Annotated in this window: 17 protein-coding genes; 4 read left to right on the forward strand and 13 right to left on the reverse strand. The window is 36.8% G+C overall.

Features of this window, described 5'->3' with window-relative positions; all coding sequences use genetic code 11:
- Nucleotides 1–76: 76 nt before the first annotated feature.
- From ACLI50_RS07405 to rpmB, 7 genes are all read right to left on the reverse strand, one after another.
- Entirely contained in the window at nucleotides 77–337 is a 261-nt protein-coding gene (locus ACLI50_RS07405; RefSeq protein WP_034694983.1) for a GlsB/YeaQ/YmgE family stress response membrane protein, read from the reverse strand.
- 72 nt (nucleotides 338–409) lie between these two features.
- On the reverse strand, nucleotides 410–1,363 hold the full coding sequence (gene ftsY, locus ACLI50_RS07410; protein WP_076595870.1) for a signal recognition particle-docking protein FtsY: 954 nt from the start codon (nucleotides 1,361–1,363) through the stop codon (nucleotides 410–412).
- 15 nt (nucleotides 1,364–1,378) lie between these two features.
- Entirely contained in the window at nucleotides 1,379–1,843 is a 465-nt protein-coding gene (locus ACLI50_RS07415) for a RidA family protein (protein ID WP_202841223.1), read from the reverse strand.
- A gap of 156 nt (nucleotides 1,844–1,999) precedes the next feature.
- Nucleotides 2,000–2,956 (reverse strand): MBL fold metallo-hydrolase, encoded by a 957-nt coding sequence (locus ACLI50_RS07420; protein WP_343643337.1) that lies wholly within the window; start codon nucleotides 2,954–2,956, stop codon nucleotides 2,000–2,002.
- An 81-nt stretch (nucleotides 2,957–3,037) separates the two neighbouring features.
- On the reverse strand, nucleotides 3,038–3,190 hold the full coding sequence (locus tag ACLI50_RS07425; RefSeq protein ID WP_002976755.1) for a DUF4295 domain-containing protein: 153 nt from the start codon (nucleotides 3,188–3,190) through the stop codon (nucleotides 3,038–3,040).
- Nucleotides 3,191–3,210: 20 nt separating this feature from the next.
- Nucleotides 3,211–3,393, reverse strand: coding sequence for a 50S ribosomal protein L33 (rpmG, locus tag ACLI50_RS07430; protein WP_002976756.1), 183 nt, complete (start codon nucleotides 3,391–3,393; stop codon nucleotides 3,211–3,213).
- 6 nt (nucleotides 3,394–3,399) lie between these two features.
- A complete protein-coding gene (gene rpmB, locus ACLI50_RS07435; protein ID WP_002976757.1) occupies nucleotides 3,400–3,642 on the reverse strand; it encodes a 50S ribosomal protein L28 in 243 nt (80 codons plus the stop codon).
- A 243-nt stretch (nucleotides 3,643–3,885) separates the two neighbouring features.
- Between rpmB and ACLI50_RS07440 the strand changes: the two genes are divergently transcribed.
- A complete protein-coding gene (locus ACLI50_RS07440) occupies nucleotides 3,886–5,595 on the forward strand; it encodes a T9SS type A sorting domain-containing protein (RefSeq protein ID WP_411413490.1) in 1,710 nt (569 codons plus the stop codon).
- 62 nt (nucleotides 5,596–5,657) lie between these two features.
- On the opposite strand, the gene ACLI50_RS07445 is transcribed toward ACLI50_RS07440, so the two are convergent.
- Together ACLI50_RS07445 and lnt are read right to left on the reverse strand one after the other, a co-directional pair.
- Nucleotides 5,658–6,875, reverse strand: a complete 1,218-nt coding sequence (locus tag ACLI50_RS07445; protein WP_411413491.1) for a hypothetical protein — start codon at nucleotides 6,873–6,875, stop codon at nucleotides 5,658–5,660.
- A gap of 36 nt (nucleotides 6,876–6,911) precedes the next feature.
- Complete coding sequence (gene lnt / locus ACLI50_RS07450; RefSeq protein WP_202841218.1) at nucleotides 6,912–8,546, reverse strand: apolipoprotein N-acyltransferase; 1,635 nt, start codon at nucleotides 8,544–8,546, stop codon at nucleotides 6,912–6,914.
- 56 nt (nucleotides 8,547–8,602) lie between these two features.
- On the opposite strand from lnt, the gene ACLI50_RS07455 reads away from it, so the two are divergent.
- Complete coding sequence (locus ACLI50_RS07455; RefSeq protein WP_202841217.1) at nucleotides 8,603–9,016, forward strand: VanZ family protein; 414 nt, start codon at nucleotides 8,603–8,605, stop codon at nucleotides 9,014–9,016.
- On the opposite strand, the gene proC is transcribed toward ACLI50_RS07455, so the two are convergent.
- From proC to ACLI50_RS07475, 4 genes are all read right to left on the reverse strand, one after another.
- Complete coding sequence (gene proC, locus ACLI50_RS07460) at nucleotides 9,006–9,809, reverse strand: pyrroline-5-carboxylate reductase (protein WP_202841216.1); 804 nt, start codon at nucleotides 9,807–9,809, stop codon at nucleotides 9,006–9,008. The genes ACLI50_RS07455 and proC overlap by 11 nt on opposite strands.
- 357 nt (nucleotides 9,810–10,166) lie before the next feature.
- Nucleotides 10,167–11,180, reverse strand: coding sequence for a UDP-N-acetylmuramate dehydrogenase (murB, locus tag ACLI50_RS07465; RefSeq protein ID WP_202841215.1), 1,014 nt, complete (start codon nucleotides 11,178–11,180; stop codon nucleotides 10,167–10,169).
- A 4-nt stretch (nucleotides 11,181–11,184) separates the two neighbouring features.
- Nucleotides 11,185–11,670: a hypothetical protein gene (locus ACLI50_RS07470; protein ID WP_202841214.1), complete on the reverse strand. Its 486-nt coding sequence runs from the start codon at nucleotides 11,668–11,670 to the stop codon at nucleotides 11,185–11,187.
- A 10-nt stretch (nucleotides 11,671–11,680) separates the two neighbouring features.
- On the reverse strand, nucleotides 11,681–12,886 hold the full coding sequence (locus tag ACLI50_RS07475; RefSeq protein ID WP_110008033.1) for a pyridoxal phosphate-dependent aminotransferase: 1,206 nt from the start codon (nucleotides 12,884–12,886) through the stop codon (nucleotides 11,681–11,683).
- Between the two features lie 214 nt (nucleotides 12,887–13,100).
- On the opposite strand from ACLI50_RS07475, the gene ACLI50_RS07480 reads away from it, so the two are divergent.
- The gene (locus ACLI50_RS07480) at nucleotides 13,101–15,593 is read left to right on the forward strand and encodes a GEVED domain-containing protein (protein WP_411413492.1); all 2,493 of its coding nucleotides are present in this window, start codon (nucleotides 13,101–13,103) and stop codon (nucleotides 15,591–15,593) included.
- A gap of 273 nt (nucleotides 15,594–15,866) precedes the next feature.
- Nucleotides 15,867–16,832, forward strand: a complete 966-nt coding sequence (locus tag ACLI50_RS07485) for a T9SS type A sorting domain-containing protein (RefSeq protein ID WP_411413493.1) — start codon at nucleotides 15,867–15,869, stop codon at nucleotides 16,830–16,832.
- The last annotated feature ends 136 nt before the right edge of the window (nucleotides 16,833–16,968 follow it).

The following is a 16,968-nucleotide window of genomic DNA, read 5'->3' on the forward strand; positions in this document are numbered from 1 at the left end:
TAAATTTTATATTGTATACAAAAATCCCGGACCTGAAATTTCAGATCCGGGATTTTATTTTTTATCAGCGTTACTATCAGCTTTTCTTTGTGGCCATTCCATAAATCCAGAGAATGATTAAAGCGCCTCCGATTGAGAGAATCCAGCTTCTCGGATTCCAGAATGAAGTGACATCACCCCAGTGTAAAACGTAAACTCCTATAGCTCCTCCTACAAATGCTCCCAGAATTCCCAGGATGATAGTGATAAGCCATCCTCCTCCCTGAGTTCCAGGCATGATCATTTTAGCGATAGCACCTGCAATAAGACCGAATAAGATCCATGTAATAATTCCCATAGTTGCAAATTTTTTTATTGTTAATATTTTAAAAATGATTTGTTACTAATATAAGGGAAAACATGATATAAATCATCTTTTCTTGAAGAATGAGTCTACAAATTCCGTACCATTAAAAAGTTGTAAATCCTGCATTTTTTCGCCTACACCGATATACTTCACCGGAATCTGGAACTGATCGGAGATACCGATAACAACACCTCCTTTGGCTGTTCCGTCCAGTTTTGTTACTGCCAACGCGTTTACTTCCGTTGCTGCTGTAAATTGTTTTGCCTGTTCGAAAGCATTCTGCCCTGTAGAGCCGTCAAGCACCAATAAAATTTCATGAGGTGCATCAGGAATTACTTTCTGCATCACTCTTTTGATCTTGGAAAGCTCGTTCATCAGGTTGATCTTGTTGTGAAGTCTTCCTGCAGTATCGATGATGACAACATCTGCATTTTGAGCTACAGCACTTTGTACCGTATCAAAAGCTACAGACGCAGGATCCGATCCCATTTCCTGTTTTATAATGGGAACACCCACTCTTTCGCTCCAGATAACAAGCTGGTCAACGGCAGCCGCTCTAAAGGTATCAGCCGCTCCAAGAACTACTTTTTTACCTTCCGATTTGAACTGATGAGCCAGTTTTCCGATGGTTGTTGTTTTTCCCACTCCATTTACTCCTACTACCATAATGACATATGGTTTTTTTGAAGTGTCTATATTTCCCGTACCGGCATGTGGATTTTCAAGCAATAATCCCGAAATTTCTTCACGGAGAATTTTGTCAAGTTCGTTGACGCCTACATATTTATCTCTGGCAACACGTTCTTCAATTCTTTCAATAATTTTGATAGTGGTAGAGGCACCTACATCGGAAGCAATCAGTACTTCCTCCAGATCATCCAGAACTTCATCATCTACTTTGCTTTTACCGACTACGGCTTTCGTCATTTTTTCAAAGAATCCCTGGCTGGATTTTTCCAATCCTTTATCTAAGGTTTCCTTTTCTTCCTTTTTGAAAATATTTTTAAACCAACTCATAGTTTTAGTTTATTCTTATTTATTTTTAATCACTGCTGTGGCTTCTACTTCTATCAACACATCATCTCTGAAAAGCCTGCTCACTTCTACAAGGCTGCTTACGGGAGGATTCTGAAGATTGACATACAAATCCCTTACTTTTCTGAAATCAGGTGTTTTTTTGATGTCTGTGGTGTAGATGACCAGTTTGATAATATCTTTTCCTGTACCTTCATATTCTTTCAGGATGTTTTCAATATTTTTGAAAACCTGCTGGGTCTGCTCTTCAATCGTATTTCCCACAAGATTGCCTTCCGTGTCCAGAGGAACCTGTCCGGATAGCAAAATCATTCTGGAATTTCCGCAATCAATACTTACCGATTGAGATAATCCTTTTATGCTGAAAACTTTCGGCGAACTTTTATATTCTAAATTCATTGTTTTCTGACTGAATGAAAATAGAAAAGTTGCTGTGCAGGCCAGAACAAGTATCTTTTTCATACTTTACTGATTAATAATCTGGTGAGCAAAGATAGCAAAAAAACTACCCAAAACAGGAGTTGTTTTTTTATATGTAAACAAAGTCTTTATTATTTTTATTTCCTGATATTCAGCAGCAGGGTTTTTATTACAGTCTGATAAAGAAACTGATTGCAATTATAAGTCAAATTCGTCTCCCAGGCGTGCTATATTAAAACCTTTTTCAATAACCTGTTTACTCTGTCTGCTATCAGGATTTAAAATTTTATTGGTATGGTTAAAATGGATAAAGAAAATTCTTTTTTTATATTCAGGCGGCAGGCTTTTAAACAGTTCCATACTCTCCACTACAAAGGGGTGCGGGATATCTTCAATATTTCTGTAGCCTATTTCTTCCGAATCATAAAATGTACCGTCCAGAAATGCATAATCTACTGTTTTTATGAGATCTGTAATATGGTATTTCCACTTATTCCATTTATCTATATCCGGAATGAATAATGCCTTTTTATGAGGACCTTTAATGATGAAACCTACTGTTTCCGAATATTCATCACGGTGAGGAACCTGTATAGGAGTAACCTCTAAATGAGAGTTCACCTTTATTGGTGTTTCATTTTGCATCTCATAGGGAATAATATTATTTAAACGGACCAGCTGGGACCATGGGCCATTGTTTTCAAAGAACTCTTTTAAACGGGGCATGGTATAGACGGGGACATCCTTGGAATTCATACCTTCTTTCCCCAAAAACATAAGACCTGTATAATGTCCGATGTGGGCATGGGTAATAAAAATACCATCAGGCACGGCTTTCTTTGGATCAGCTGAATGCTCCATCAGGAATTGCAGCTGCTGAGTGAAATCCGGGGTGGCATCGAAGATATAATTTTTCTGCAGTTCGTCGTCGATGACTCCCAGAGAAGATACTTTTCTGTCGGGCTGGGGATGTTTCCAGAGATCCACACAGCATTCTTTACGGCATCCGATCTGAGGAGAGCCGGCATCCTGTACATTCCCCAGAATAATAATTTTCACATTATCTGTAGCGCTTCTTTTATTTTGAAGGGTTTGAGAATGATAGGAAGACTCTGTGAATAGTAGGACTGAAAATAAAATAAAGAATTGCTTCATAATGTGTTTTTTATGAAACGAATATAACAAAAAAACTACTCAAAAAATGAGTAGTTTTTTATATTGTAAACAAAGTACTGATTATTTTTTTAAATAACCATCTACTTCATCAGCATTCATTACTTTTTCTTCGAAAACGTAAGCTCCTGATTTAGAAGACTTAACCATTTTCACCACTTTAGTCATCTTCTTAGACTGACCGCTTTGTAGGGTTGCTACTACTTTCTTTGCCATGGTAAGTTATTATTTATAAATTACTTAATTTCTTTGTGAATGGTAGATCTCTTAAGAACAGGATTGTATTTTTTCAATTCCAATCTTTCTGTAGTGTTCTTTTTATTTTTTGTAGAAATGTATCTTGACATTCCTGGCATACCACTTTCTTTGTGCTCTGTACATTCAAGGATTACTTGAACTCTGTTTCCTTTTTTTGCCATGATTTATTAATTCTTTTTAATCAATCCGTTTCTAGTAGCTCTTTCAATAGCTTCCTCGATTCCAATCTTGTTAATCACTCTCAATCCATGAGCTGATACTTTCAGTGTAACGTGCTTATCTTGCTCCGGAAGGTAAAACTTCTTCTCTAATAAGTTAATTTCAAAACGACGCTTCGTTTTGTTATTAGCGTGAGAAACGTTGTTACCAACCATTGCACGCTTTCCTGTTATTTGGCAAATTCTTGACATATCTCGATGTTCTTATTTGTATAATATTTGAGAGTGCAAAATAACGAAGAATTTTTTAGATAGACAAATCTTTTGGAAAATATTTGCAAATAAGTGGCTGATTAATAATATTGAATTTTTAAAATAGCAGAATCCTTGGGATGCAGCAGATAATCAGTGCTGATATATTTCATACAGCCTTTTTTTCACCCGGGAAATTTAATATTCTATCTTTGTTTTTAATTAATCTAAATAAAAACAATTATGAAAAGGATTTATATTTTATGCTCTATGCTGCCTGTCAGTATCATGGCTCAGAACTTTACTGAGATTCAGACCGGCATGAATAATTTTTATTATTCTGCAGCTGATATTGCAGATATAGATAACAACGGTACGCTGGATATCGTACTTAACGGAGCAATAGATACTGATGGCGATGGAAATGTGGACAGTACGTATAATGAAGTATATCAGAACAATGGAACAACATTGTTACCGTTTGCAGGGTTGGGAGCTGATGTAACCCATCTTGGAGATATTAAATTCATTGATTATAATAATGACGGCCTAATGGATATTGTTTCTACAGGGCTCAGCTATATGGATGTTGTTAATTATAAACAATACCGATTCAAAAATACCGGGACAGGATTTATAAAAGAAGCAGAACTGCCGGGAAAAATTTACGGATCCCTGGAAGTTTTTGATTTTAATCATGACGGAAAGCCTGATTATGCTCTTAATGGAACTCAATATGCTCATGGAGGAGGCTTCGGAAACAGTCTGGATTATTATAAAAATACAGGGACTGGTTTTGATCTTACGGAAAATTGGATAGATGGAACTCAGAGTGGAAGTTTTAAAGTAGTAGACCTTAATAACGACAACCTGCTGGATCTTGTGATTATCGGATCAGACATCAACGGAGATGCGGTATCCAAAGTATATATGAACCAGGCTGGAGTTCTGACTCCTATACAGGATCTTGCGCCTGTTGCAGTGGGAAAAATAGATTTTGCAGATTTTAATGCTGATGGCTTTCAGGATATCGTAGTAATTGGAAGAGATATAAATGATGATGCCTATTCTGCTGTTTTAATGAATGATGGTACCGGAGCATTAACTCCGAATATAATTCAAGCAGGCGATATTTCTGATGTTGCATTAAGTGTCGGAGATTTAAATAATGACGGCTATTACGACTTTATTATTTCAGGAAATGAAAATTATAATGCTGTAGTGAAAACCTATATCTATGATGTTTCCAATCATAAATTCAATGAAGGAACTCTAAATGGTATTACTGCCCTTGGAGGGCCAGGGCTGGTGCAGCTTTTTGATTTTAATAATGATCATCATCCGGACATCTTATTGGGTGGATTCGACTGGTCTGCTTCAGATCTGCCTTCACTGACTAAAGTATTTAAAAATAATGCTGCAGAAGCAAATGCCAAACCTACAGCACCAACGCAACTGAATCTGACTAAAAACGGAAACCGTTTCAATTTTACATGGAGTGGTGCTTCTGATGATAAAACTCCGATGAGTGCATTACGTTATGAGATCTCGGTAGGAACTACGCAGGGAGCTCATGATATTGCCAAATATGTGGTAACGACACCATCATGGTTCCTTGAGCTTGATCAGGCTGTTCAGAATGTATACTGGAGTGTGAAATCAATTGATGCTGCAAAAGTATATTCTGACGCTTCTGCCCAAAGTGTTTTGAGAACAGCGGAAATCAAATCTGAAAAGCAGCTTGTTATCTATCCGAACCCTGTGTCAGATAAAGTCTATATAAAAGGAGAAAAAGTTTCAGAAGTTGAAATGTATTCGATGGACGGAAGAAAACTGAATATCAGTATCAATGGAGATCAGTCTATTGATGTTGCTCATTTACCAAAAGGAATCTATGTATTAAAACTGAAGATAAAAAACGAAATAACCACCAGGAAACTTACGATTAAGTAATTGAATCAATTCTATCTTCTATCAATGAGAAAAGCCAGACGTCCAGCTGGCTTTTCTCTTTTTTATCCATTTGTCTTTTTGAGTTTCAACAAATATAAATAGAGTTTATCATTCAAATTCTGAAATACAAAAAGGAAAAATAGCGGTAAATATAACAGGAAATATCTTGGTAACGGTGCTACAGAATAAAACAATAAATAGAAAATGAAAATAACTCCGGGAAATGCAGCATCAAATGTGAATCTTAATCTTAGCTTTTGAATAATTGTGTAAATTAAAAGCAAATTAAAAACGAGTAAAATAACAGAGTACAGATACATTATGTAAACGCTTGGGAAATTATAGTTTCCTGGATAATAATTTAAAAAATTGATTCCTATTTTTTTAAAACTGTTTTTAATAAACAGTTCCGGATGCTCCGAAATGAAATTTTTGTTGAGCTGTTGCAGATATTGATCTATTTGTTTCTCATCTGTGAAATTCTGACGGAGATATTCATCGGTTAATATCATTTTTTTTGCCGGATCATACGGCAGGTTTTCACTTGAGAAAATATCATATTTTTCATTATTCCCCTTTGCGAAATTATAATTGAGAGAAGTTGAATAATGGAATACTCCTGTTTTTTCATAGTTTCTTATACACCATGGAAGATAGGTAATGAAAATAAATACAAACACAAGCAGAAGGTTGTAATATTTTATTTTTTTATATCCGATCAGCATAATTGCTGAGCTGATCATTAAAAACAGAAATTCAAACCGGAGATACAGCCCGGCTATTGAAAATATTGAAGTTAATATTATATTTTTTACATTGACCTTCTGTGATAATTTCAATACTAACGCAAAGAAAATGCTGAATACAGATAGTGTAAGAGCAAATGAACTGATTTTTGTAGCGCCTAAAAGAATAGGCGGAAAAAAAATAACACCCACAAAAGCAAAGAAATACCTGTTTTTTTTTATCGCATTTTCTTCAAAAGACACAACAAGTAATAAAACCGAGAAAAATAAAATGACAGACTGCAGAACACATGAAATCATAACCCACTTTGGTGTCTTAACAATACTTTCTATTAAAAGTAAATAATAAGGATATAAAGGCGGCATATAAGCCGAAGGTTTGCCTAGGTAATAATAATCATGATAGACGGAAAAATCTTCCATGATTACCTTCCATTCAAATACAAGACTGGCATTTTTACTTAAAAAGTATACTGCAAGACAATACACCAGAAAAATGAGAGAATATCTGTATCTGAATATTTTTTCTTTCATTTTATCTCTATCTAATAAATTTACTTAATCTTCGGATTACGCTTTCTTTGTTTTCTTTTTGAACCATTCAATCAGATAGTAGAACAATAGGAATCCTAACGCAAATATGGAAAACCTTGAAAGAAGGTCTCCTGCTCTTGTATAAAATGTCATTGTATCATACAGGTTTACCTTTGCGAATAAGGCTGTCTGGTCACCATAGAAAGTATCGGCTGTTATCTCTCCTTTAGCATTGATATGCGCTGAAATTCCGCTGTTCGCTGCACGGGCGATTTCTCTTCTTGTTTCAATAGCCCTCAGTTTAGCATAAGATAAAAGCTGTTTGTGCCCTTCGGTAACGCCCCACCATGAGTCATTGGTCATAATACCTAAAAAGTTAGCTCCTTTTTTTACATAGTCTGTTACAAATTCACCATAAATACTTTCATAGCAAATGATAGGCGCTAGTTTTCCTTTGTTGTAAGGATTTGCAAAGGCAACTCGTTCTTTGTCTGTTCCCAGAGAAGCTACAGTACCTCCAAGATTCAGCATGGCATCTCCCAATAATGGTTTCAAAACATTCATATAAGGGAATATTTCAACACCTGGCACCAGTTTTCCTTTGTGATAAGCTTGTACTTTTTGGTTAGGCACCAGTTGAATGGCAGTATTATAACTGCTCACCCAAACACCGCTGTTAATCTGGTAAGCTTCTTTAGGTAAGTCGGTAGGATTATAAAAGAATCGGTGTGAAGAAATTCCTGTAGCAAAAACAGATTCCGGGTGACCGGATAAAAATCCTTTGATATTATTAAGAAGTAAACTCTTTTCAAAACCTGTTTCGGAAATAGATCCTCTTCCCGGAAGAGCGGTTTCCGGGGCGATATAATAATCAATCTTACCGGTTGAGTTTTTTTCAGCAAGCGCTAATAAATCCTGTTCTATAGTCAGGCTATCTTTGGAGTATTTTTCAGCATAAGGATCAAGATCCGGCTGAAGCATCAGAACATTAACCTGTCCGATTGGCTTTTCATCAAAATTGTTGTATCTGATTATTGAAATAATCATCGGCAGAACAATTAAAGCAGCAACAATAGCGGAGTTTTTGATCAGGTCTTTTCTCTTTCTTCCGGCTTCCCATGTTCTTACAGTATAAAAAATCAGAACATTGATGACCAGAATCCAGAAGCTTCCTCCGGTTGCTCCCAAAGTATCATACCACTGGATCAGTTTGGGATAGTCTGAAAATACATTCCCCAGGTTCAGCCACGGCCATGTCAGTTCCCATCCTAAATGAAATTTTTCAAAACTCATCCAGATGGCAATTAAAAAGCCTAATCCCCAATACGTTCCCTGAGCATTTTTGTACCAGTGATAACATTGGAATACCAGAGAATATAAAAGAGAATTGACTAATACAGGGAATAAAACAGCCATCAGTGAGTGGCTTCCATCCGGATTCTTTGAACCATACAGCCATCCTGTAGTGACTACGTTCCAGATGACAAAGCATAGGTAAGATAATCCGAAGACCACCCAGCTTTTCCTTTTATAATCAGAAAATTTTGAAATGCCATGTTCCATCATCAGAAGAGGAACAAGAGCAAAAAATATAAAAAACGGAACCCCATAAGTTGGCCATGAAACCGACAGCAGCATTGCTGAAATAAGTGTAAGCAGAACGTATTTCATTAAATTATTTTAATACACAAATTTAATGTTTTTGAAATGAATATATTAGCAGTTCGATGTTAAAGAAAATTTATACAATCATAATTGTTCCGTATACTCTGTTTCTGTTCTATCTGATGTTTTTGGGAATGGGCAGATTTCAGTATGAGGAAAATCTCATCACCGTAGAACCAGTTTTTTCTACCTTCAAATTTATCCAGGGTCCCACTAAGACCATAGATATAGTAACAATTGTCTTGGGTAATATTATGATGTTTATTCCTTTTGGGTTTATGGGCTGGGTAATTCCCGGACTGAAAAAGCTGAAACCCCTGATATTTGGTTTTATTTCATGTATTGTTATTGTGGAAGCGCTTCAATATTTTACCAGAATGGGAATATTTGAGGTAGATGATATCCTCCTGAATACTTTCGGGGTATATATTGGTTGGTTGCTACGCAGATTTTTGGATAGGAAACTTAATTATTAAGTTCCTTTGCACGCTTTTCAGCGTTCAGAATTCCCTGCTTCAGAATTTCTTTGAAACTGTTTTCTTCAAATGTTTTTAAAGCAGCTTCAGTAGTTCCTCCTTTGGATGCAACATCTTTAATCAGTTCCTCAAGATTTTTTTCCGAATTATTGATCAGATGATAAGCTCCCAGCATCGTCTGTTTTACAAAAAGTTTGGAAAGGTTTTCTTCAATTCCCATTTCAATGCCGGCTTTAATCATAGCATCAATAATATAATAAAAATAGGCAGGGCCGCTTCCTGAAAGGGCAGTGACACCATCCAGAAGTTCCTCATCCTCCAGATAAACCGATCTTCCTGTGCTGTTTAATAATCTTTCAATATTGATTAACTGGCTGAAAGAAATTCCGTTGGCAGCAGTATACCCTGTGATTCCCATTCCCAGAAGGGTAGGAGAGTTCGGCATTGCTCTTACCACAAGCGGATGATTTAGCAATTTTTGGATTTTTTCAATATTAATCCCTGCCATGATGGATAAGACCATCTGGTTTTCCTTGAAAGTAAATTGAATGTTGTGGGCAACCGCCTGAAAATCCTGAGGCTTTACTGCAATGATGATTAAATCAGCATCAATATCTTTTACCTCTTCGAAAGTGGAGATTTTGGATTTGGGAAATTCGTCAGCTATTTTGGAGATTTTTTCCTGGCTTCTGATAATAAGATGCAGATGTTCAGGTTTGATCAGTTCGTATTTTAAGAATGATTTCGAAAAAGAAAGCCCCATATTTCCGGCACCAAGAATAGCTATTTTCATCACAACTAGTAATTTTTAAGCTAAAATAATGATTTTCCGGAGACTAGATATGAAATGATTCTGAATTAATTTTTGTTGGGTGAGCGCAAAGGCTTAAAGATTTTGAATAATATGCCGTTTTTAAGACGCGAGAAAATCGAGATTTTCAGCAAGGGTGAGAATGAAATAAGGTTAATCTTTTTGTAGCACAAAGATCGTACAGCATTAAATGTTATCGAAGATAAAATCCTTGCGCCTTAAAATAATAACAAAGAAAAATAAAAGATCCTTGCGACTTTGCGTTCATCCAACAGTTACAGATAATAAGTAATAAAAAAAGACTAAATTCATACAAATCAGCCTTTATATATTTTTAGATTAAATAATATTCACTTCCCGTTCAAGTTCTATCCCAAACTTTTCCTTTACAGAATTAATGATCTCTGTAGAAAAATCAAAAATTTCTTTTCCTGTAGCACTCCCGGTTGCATTGATGATCACCAGAGATTGCAGTTTGTGTGAAGCTGCATTTCCGATTTGTTTTCCTTTCCATCCGCATTGTTCAATCAGCCATCCGGCAGGAACTTTTACCCCATCTCCATTCGGGTAACCCTGAATATTTTCAAATTTTTGTTTTAATGCTTCAAACTGAGCTAAAGGAATGGTTGGGTTCTTGAAAAAACTTCCGGCATTTCCAATTTCTTTAGGATCCGGTAATTTGCTTTGACGGATATTGATCACTGCTTTTGAAACATCCTGAATGGTTGGATTTTCAATGCCAAGATTTTCGAGTTCAGATTGAATTGCTCCATATTCGGTTTTGATATGGTGATCTTTTTGAGTCAGTTTAAAAGTAACTTCCAGAATAACATATCTGCCTTTTCCTTCCTGTTTGAAAATAGAATCCCTGTATCCGAACCTGCATTGTTCGAGATTGAAAGTTCTCAATTCAAGATTCTCCAGGTCCAATACATCACAGCTTACAAAAATATCTTTAATTTCTGTTCCGTAAGCTCCGATATTCTGCATCGGAGAAGTTCCAACATTTCCCGGAATTAAAGAAAGATTTTCAAGTCCTCCATAATTTTTTTGCAGGCAGTACATTACAAATTCATGCCAGTTTTCACCTGCTTTTGCGGTTACCCATACCTCATTTTCATTGATGATTTCTTCGAAAATACCTCTTAAATTAAGTCTGATAGCAAGACCATCGAAATCTTTGGTAAGAAGAATATTGCTTCCGCCTCCCAGGAACAGAAGCTGAAGATTTTGGTTTTTCGCGAAAATAAGTGCCTCTTTTAATTCATCAATAGTATTAACTTCCGTAAAATAACGGGCTTTGGCTTCAACACCAAATGTGTTGTAAGGTCGTAGTGAAAAATTTTCCTGCATGTTTTTATTGGTATTCTTTGGGGAGAATTTTGTTTAGTTGTTCTTTAAGTTGCTGTAATTGCTTGTAATGTAAAGTATCTGCATAAGCATTCACATAGATATGTGATTTTTTGGGAGTCCGGATCTGGAAGGTTTCATCTGTTCCGTCTACAGACTGTTGGCTTGGAGAACTTTTGATATGATCAAGATCTACAATATTGATTGTTGATACCAGCTTTTTCCAGGTTTCGGAATTCATAGCAGATACCCATGATTTATGGGTTTGATTGGCTGTCATCCCTTGTTCTGCAAAAACAGAATCTTTTGTGGCCTTCACAATTCTGTAGTTTCCCAGATGTCCTCCGATGTCGGATACGCTGATGAATGTAATCTCATGTGGATTTTTTTGAGAAACAGATGGCTCTGTCTTTTTGGAATCACAGGAAAAAAATGCCGACAGCAAAAGGATCGAAAACAGGATTTTCAGATGGAGTTTTTTTGTTGTCGGCATCAATATATTTTTACAGACTGAATTCTTCTCTGTACTTCTTTAAAGCTTCTTTAAGAATTTCAGCACTTCTTTTTAAATCTTCTTCTTTCAGTACGTAGGCAATTCTTACCTGTTTCTTACCTAATTCAGGATCGCTGTAGAATCCTCCTGCAGGCGCCACCATGATGGTTTCGTTATTAAGAGAATATTTTTCAAGTAGCCACTGGGCAAATTTTTCAGTATCGTCTACCGGAAGTTCTGCAACACAGTAGAAAGCTCCTCTTGGTTTAGGGCAGATCACACCAGGAATAGCGTTTAAAAGATCTACCAGTACATTTCTTCTGTGGGTATATTCTTCTCTTACTGCTCTGATGTAGGGGCCGTCGTTCTGGTGTGCTGCCGTTGCTGCAATCTGTCCTAAAAGAACCGGGCTTAATCTTGCCTGTGCAAAAAGCATCGCCGCATTACGGATCTTGTTGGAACGTGTCACCATACATCCGATTCTTACTCCACACATAGAGTAACGCTTGGATTCAGAGTCAATAATGATACAGTTTTCAGCTAATTCAGGGAAATCGAGCATTGAGATCTGCTGCTTTCCATCGTATACGTATTCTCTGTATACTTCATCAGAAATGATGACGATATCATATTTCAAAGCGATTTCTGCCAGTTTCTGAAGTTCCTCACGGGTATAAAGATATCCGGTAGGGTTACCAGGGTTACAGATGATGATCGCTCTTGTTTTTTCTGTAATTTTTTTCTCAAATTCTTCAACAGGCGGCAAAGCAAAACCAGTATCAATTGTAGAAGGTACAGCTACTACATTCACATCAAATGTGCTGGTGAACCCATTGTAGTTGGCATAGTAAGGTTCTGGGATAATGACTTCATCACCTTCATCACATAGAGTAGAGATCGCAAAGTTAAGTGCTTCAGAACCTCCGTTGGTAACAATGAAGTTATCAGGAGTAAGATCTGAGAAGCCTAATGAATGATAATATTCAGTAAGGGCCTTTCTGTATTCTATATTACCTTCAGAAAGAGCATATTCCAATACTTTTAAATCGATGTTCTTTAAAGCATTTAAAGCTGTTTCCGGAGTTTCAATATCAGGCTGTCCGATATTAAGGTGGTATACTTTTATTCCTTTTTGTTTTGCTTGTAACGCAAAAGGAACCAGTTTTCTTACCGGCGATGGCGGCATATGCAGTGCTCTGTTTGAAATATTCGGCATTGTTCAAAAAATTTGTATGACAAAAATAGGATTTAATTTCTCAATAATAAAATTAAGAATCAATAAGAAGATGTTTCATACGTTTTATGTTGTCTTTAAAATTTGATTGTTTAATATTAAATTTTCATGTATTTAAAATAAACTTTATGATTATGTTAAAAATAATATTTTCGTGTTATTATTTTTCTTAAATTTCGCCTCAAATGTGATTAAAATGGTAATAAATTTATTTTCTAGAGTAATACCTGCTATTGCTCTGTTTTCGGCCACGGCTATGATGGCTCAGAATTATCAAACCATGCCCATTTCCTCAGGCTTTACAGCTGATGTGATTGCTAATGGCATCGGTTCTTCCACAATTACTACAAACAATGACGTAGATGGAGTTTCTTATGCTTTTGTAGCTAAAGATTTTCAGTTAACCTCCACAAGTGCAGCTATTACCTATGGTATTCCTGTTGATGGGGTTATTAATTCTGTAGTGGGAACTACTCCGGGGCTGAGTTTTCAACTGGCCGGTCTGAGTGCGAACAACTCTTTAAGACTGGCTGCAATTAATGATAACGGAACCCTGGCATTTACATCACCGAAAGCTGCAACCAAATTGTACATGCTTGCTGTAAGTGGAAGTGGTACTTCTACGGTAAATGTAGTGGTGAATTTTACCGATGGCAGTTCGCAGACGTTTTCAGGTATCAGTCTTGCTGACTGGTATAATGGACCTAGTTTTGCCATCCAGGGAATAGGAAGGATTAAAAAGCCCGGGGCTACTCCCGGTGCCGGTGATGATATCCCCTCTCCTGAGGGCGGAACCAATCCAAGATTATATCAGGCTGAACTGGCAATAGATGCTGCGAACCAGGCAAAACTAATACAGAGCGTAACGGTAACCAAAGCAAGCGGTTCAGGTATACCGAATATTTTTGCTTTTTCGGCAGATGCCTATTCGGATTGTATGCCTCCTGTATTGCAGGCCGTTTCCGGAATCACAGCCAATTCTGCTTTAGTCTCATGGACAGGCAGTGCTGCCAGTTATGATGTGTACCACAGTACTTCCAGCACAATACCGGCAAGTACGGTAACACCTACTTATCAGGGAGTAACAGGAACAAGTACAACAATAGGAAGTCTTAATTCCAATACAACCTATTATTATTGGGTGAGATCCAACTGTAATACTGTAACGGGACAGAGTGTATGGTCTTTTGCAGGAACATTTAAAACGGCATGTTCTACTTTCACGGTTCCTTATACAGAAAACTTTGATACGACAAGTACAGGTTCAAGCACCAATACCAATGCTCCAAGCTGCTGGGCATATTTGGAAACTCCTTCATTTTCGGGTTATGGCTATGTATCAACCTCCAATAGTTATTCAGCACCTAATTCTTACTACATGAATAACTCGAGTGGGACTACAGGCAGTCAGATGTTGGTTGCACCTCCAGCGGTAAACCTTTCAGACGGGACCAAACGTGTGAGATTCTATGCAAAAGCCGGAGGTAGTAATTATACTTTATTGGTGGGAACACTATCGAACCCTGCGGATCCTGCATCCTTTACACAGATAGGAGCTCCTATTTCCCTTACAACTACGCATGCACAATATACAGTGAATATTCCTGCGGGTTCTGATTTGCAACTGGCATTTAAACACGGTTTAGGAGGTTCTTCACGTTCTATTTATATTGATAATATTACCGTTCAGGATATTCCTTCCTGCCTTGAGCCGACTGCAGTTGCGGTATCCAATCTTACAGTGAACTCTGCAACAATTGGCTGGACTGCTCCTCTTTCGGTTCCTTCAAATGGATACGAAGTATACTACAGTACAACGAATACTGCACCTGATGCATCTACTGTCTTGAACGCTTCCAATTCTGTAACTTCTGCTACGACTTCTGCACCATTAAGTTCATTATCTTCTGATACCAATTATTATGTATGGGTAAGATCTGTATGCAGTGCTGCTGATAAAAGTATCTGGAGTGAGGTGCTTACATTCAGAACAGGGTATTGCTTACCTTCATCTACTTCTCAGAATTCATGGCTTTCTGACTTCAGTTCTACAGGAGGACTTGTAGATATGGCTTATTCATCCGGTTCAAGTGTTGCAGGCGGATATCAGAATTTAACAACAACCAGTAACAAAATAATCAATGCTCCTGGCTCCAGTACTTCCGTATCTTTTACGGCCGGTGGTCCTACATGTGGAATTGGGGTTTGGGTAGACTGGAATAATAATTTAACTTTTGAAGCTTCAGAAAGAATGTTTGTGACCAATACTTATGTTACAAGTACGTCGGGATCTATCACAGTCCCTGCAGGAACACCTCTTGGATCTTATAGAATGAGAGTGGTGACTGATTATAACAGTACAGCCCCTTCAAACCCTTGTTCTGCTATTTCAAGAGGAGAATTTATTGATTTTACCTTTGAAGTGGCTACCTCTTTATCCACTTCAGAAACGAATCTGAAGAAAAAAGAAGTGAATGTATATCCTAATCCTTTTAAAGATGTGCTTCATGTTGCAGATATCAAAAATGTAAAATCTGTAACAGTTACAGATGTAGCGGGAAGAGTAGTGAAAACTATTGACAATCCAACTAATGAACTTCAGTTAGGGGAATTGAATGCCGGTTTATACTTAGTGACGATGAACTTTAAGGATGGTTCAAAATCAACGGTAAAAGCCATTAAAAAATAAAATTTTTTGAGTTAATAATTTCTGTAGGCAGCTGCATTCGTGCGGCTGCCTTTTTTGTTTTTATGAGGCGGATAATTTTCTGACTTCCAAAATCTATTATTGAGAATAAGTAAATAATATTCATTGTGTGCTTTTTGAGTGTTAATAATTTTAGTTTTTTTGCAGCTATTTTTTAGAATTTAAGTCGATATGTTATTTATTGTTTTGGGAAATAGCTTTTTAAGTATTGGTTTTTTATTTTTGGATTAGATTCAACATAAAAAACATCTTATTATGAAAAAAAAACTATTTTTAGAAAAGCTTTCATGTATTGCTTTATTTTCTACCGTTGCCATGCAGGCTCAGAATTATCAAACCATGCCGGTTTCCTCAGGTTTTACCGCTGATGTAATAGCTAATGGCATCGGATCTGCTTATGATTCTACTACCAATGACATTGATGGTCAAGGTTATGCTTTTGTTGCAACAGATTTTCAAGCTGTGAGTTCTGATCCGCCACTAACTTTTGGTATACCTACTAATGGTATCCTCAATTCTGCGGTATCCTCGACTCCCGGATTAAGTTATCAGCTGGGAAATCTGAATTCCAATAATTCGCTGAGGCTGGAAAATACCGGGGAATATGGAACACTTGAATTTATGACTCCATCAACAGCTTTAAAATTATATATGCTTGCAACATGTGGAAGTGGCGAGGCTATTGTAACGGCTACTGTGACATTCACCGATAATACTTCTCAGATATTTTCCAATATAAGTATTTCTGACTGGTATGGTGGAGCCAATTATGCGGTTCAGGGGCTGGGAAGGGTTGTTGTGGGTAATGATGATCTAGAACCTGATAGTTCTAATCCCAGAATATATCAGTTTGCATTGAATATAGATACCGCCAACCAATCTAAATCTGTAAAAAGTGTAACCCTGACAAAAAGCGGAGGTGATGGTATTGTCAATCTTTTTGCCTTTTCTGCAGAAAAGAATACACAACTCAGTACCGCTGAAGCAAATGGTCTTAAAACAAGAGATATTTACCCGAATCCTTTTAAAGATGTTTTTCATATTAGTGATATAAAAGGTGTTAAAACTATAACGGTTACAAATGTGGCAGGAAGAGTAGTAAAAACTATTGACAATCCAACTAATGAACTTCAGTTAGGAGAATTGAATGCCGGTTTATACTTGCTGACGATAGACTTTAAAGATGGTTCAAAATCAACAGTAAAAGCCTTAAAAAAATAATAATTTTTGAGTCGATAATTTCTGTAGGCAGCTGCACTCGTGCGGTTGCCTTTTTTGTGACCAGTTTTGATAATAACTGGACAAAATATTATCAGAAAATGTCCATAAAATTATTATACATTTGCACCGAAAACTA

It is taken from the genome of Chryseobacterium cupriresistens (assembly GCF_046614675.1).
Classification (GTDB): domain Bacteria; phylum Bacteroidota; class Bacteroidia; order Flavobacteriales; family Weeksellaceae; genus Chryseobacterium; species Chryseobacterium cupriresistens.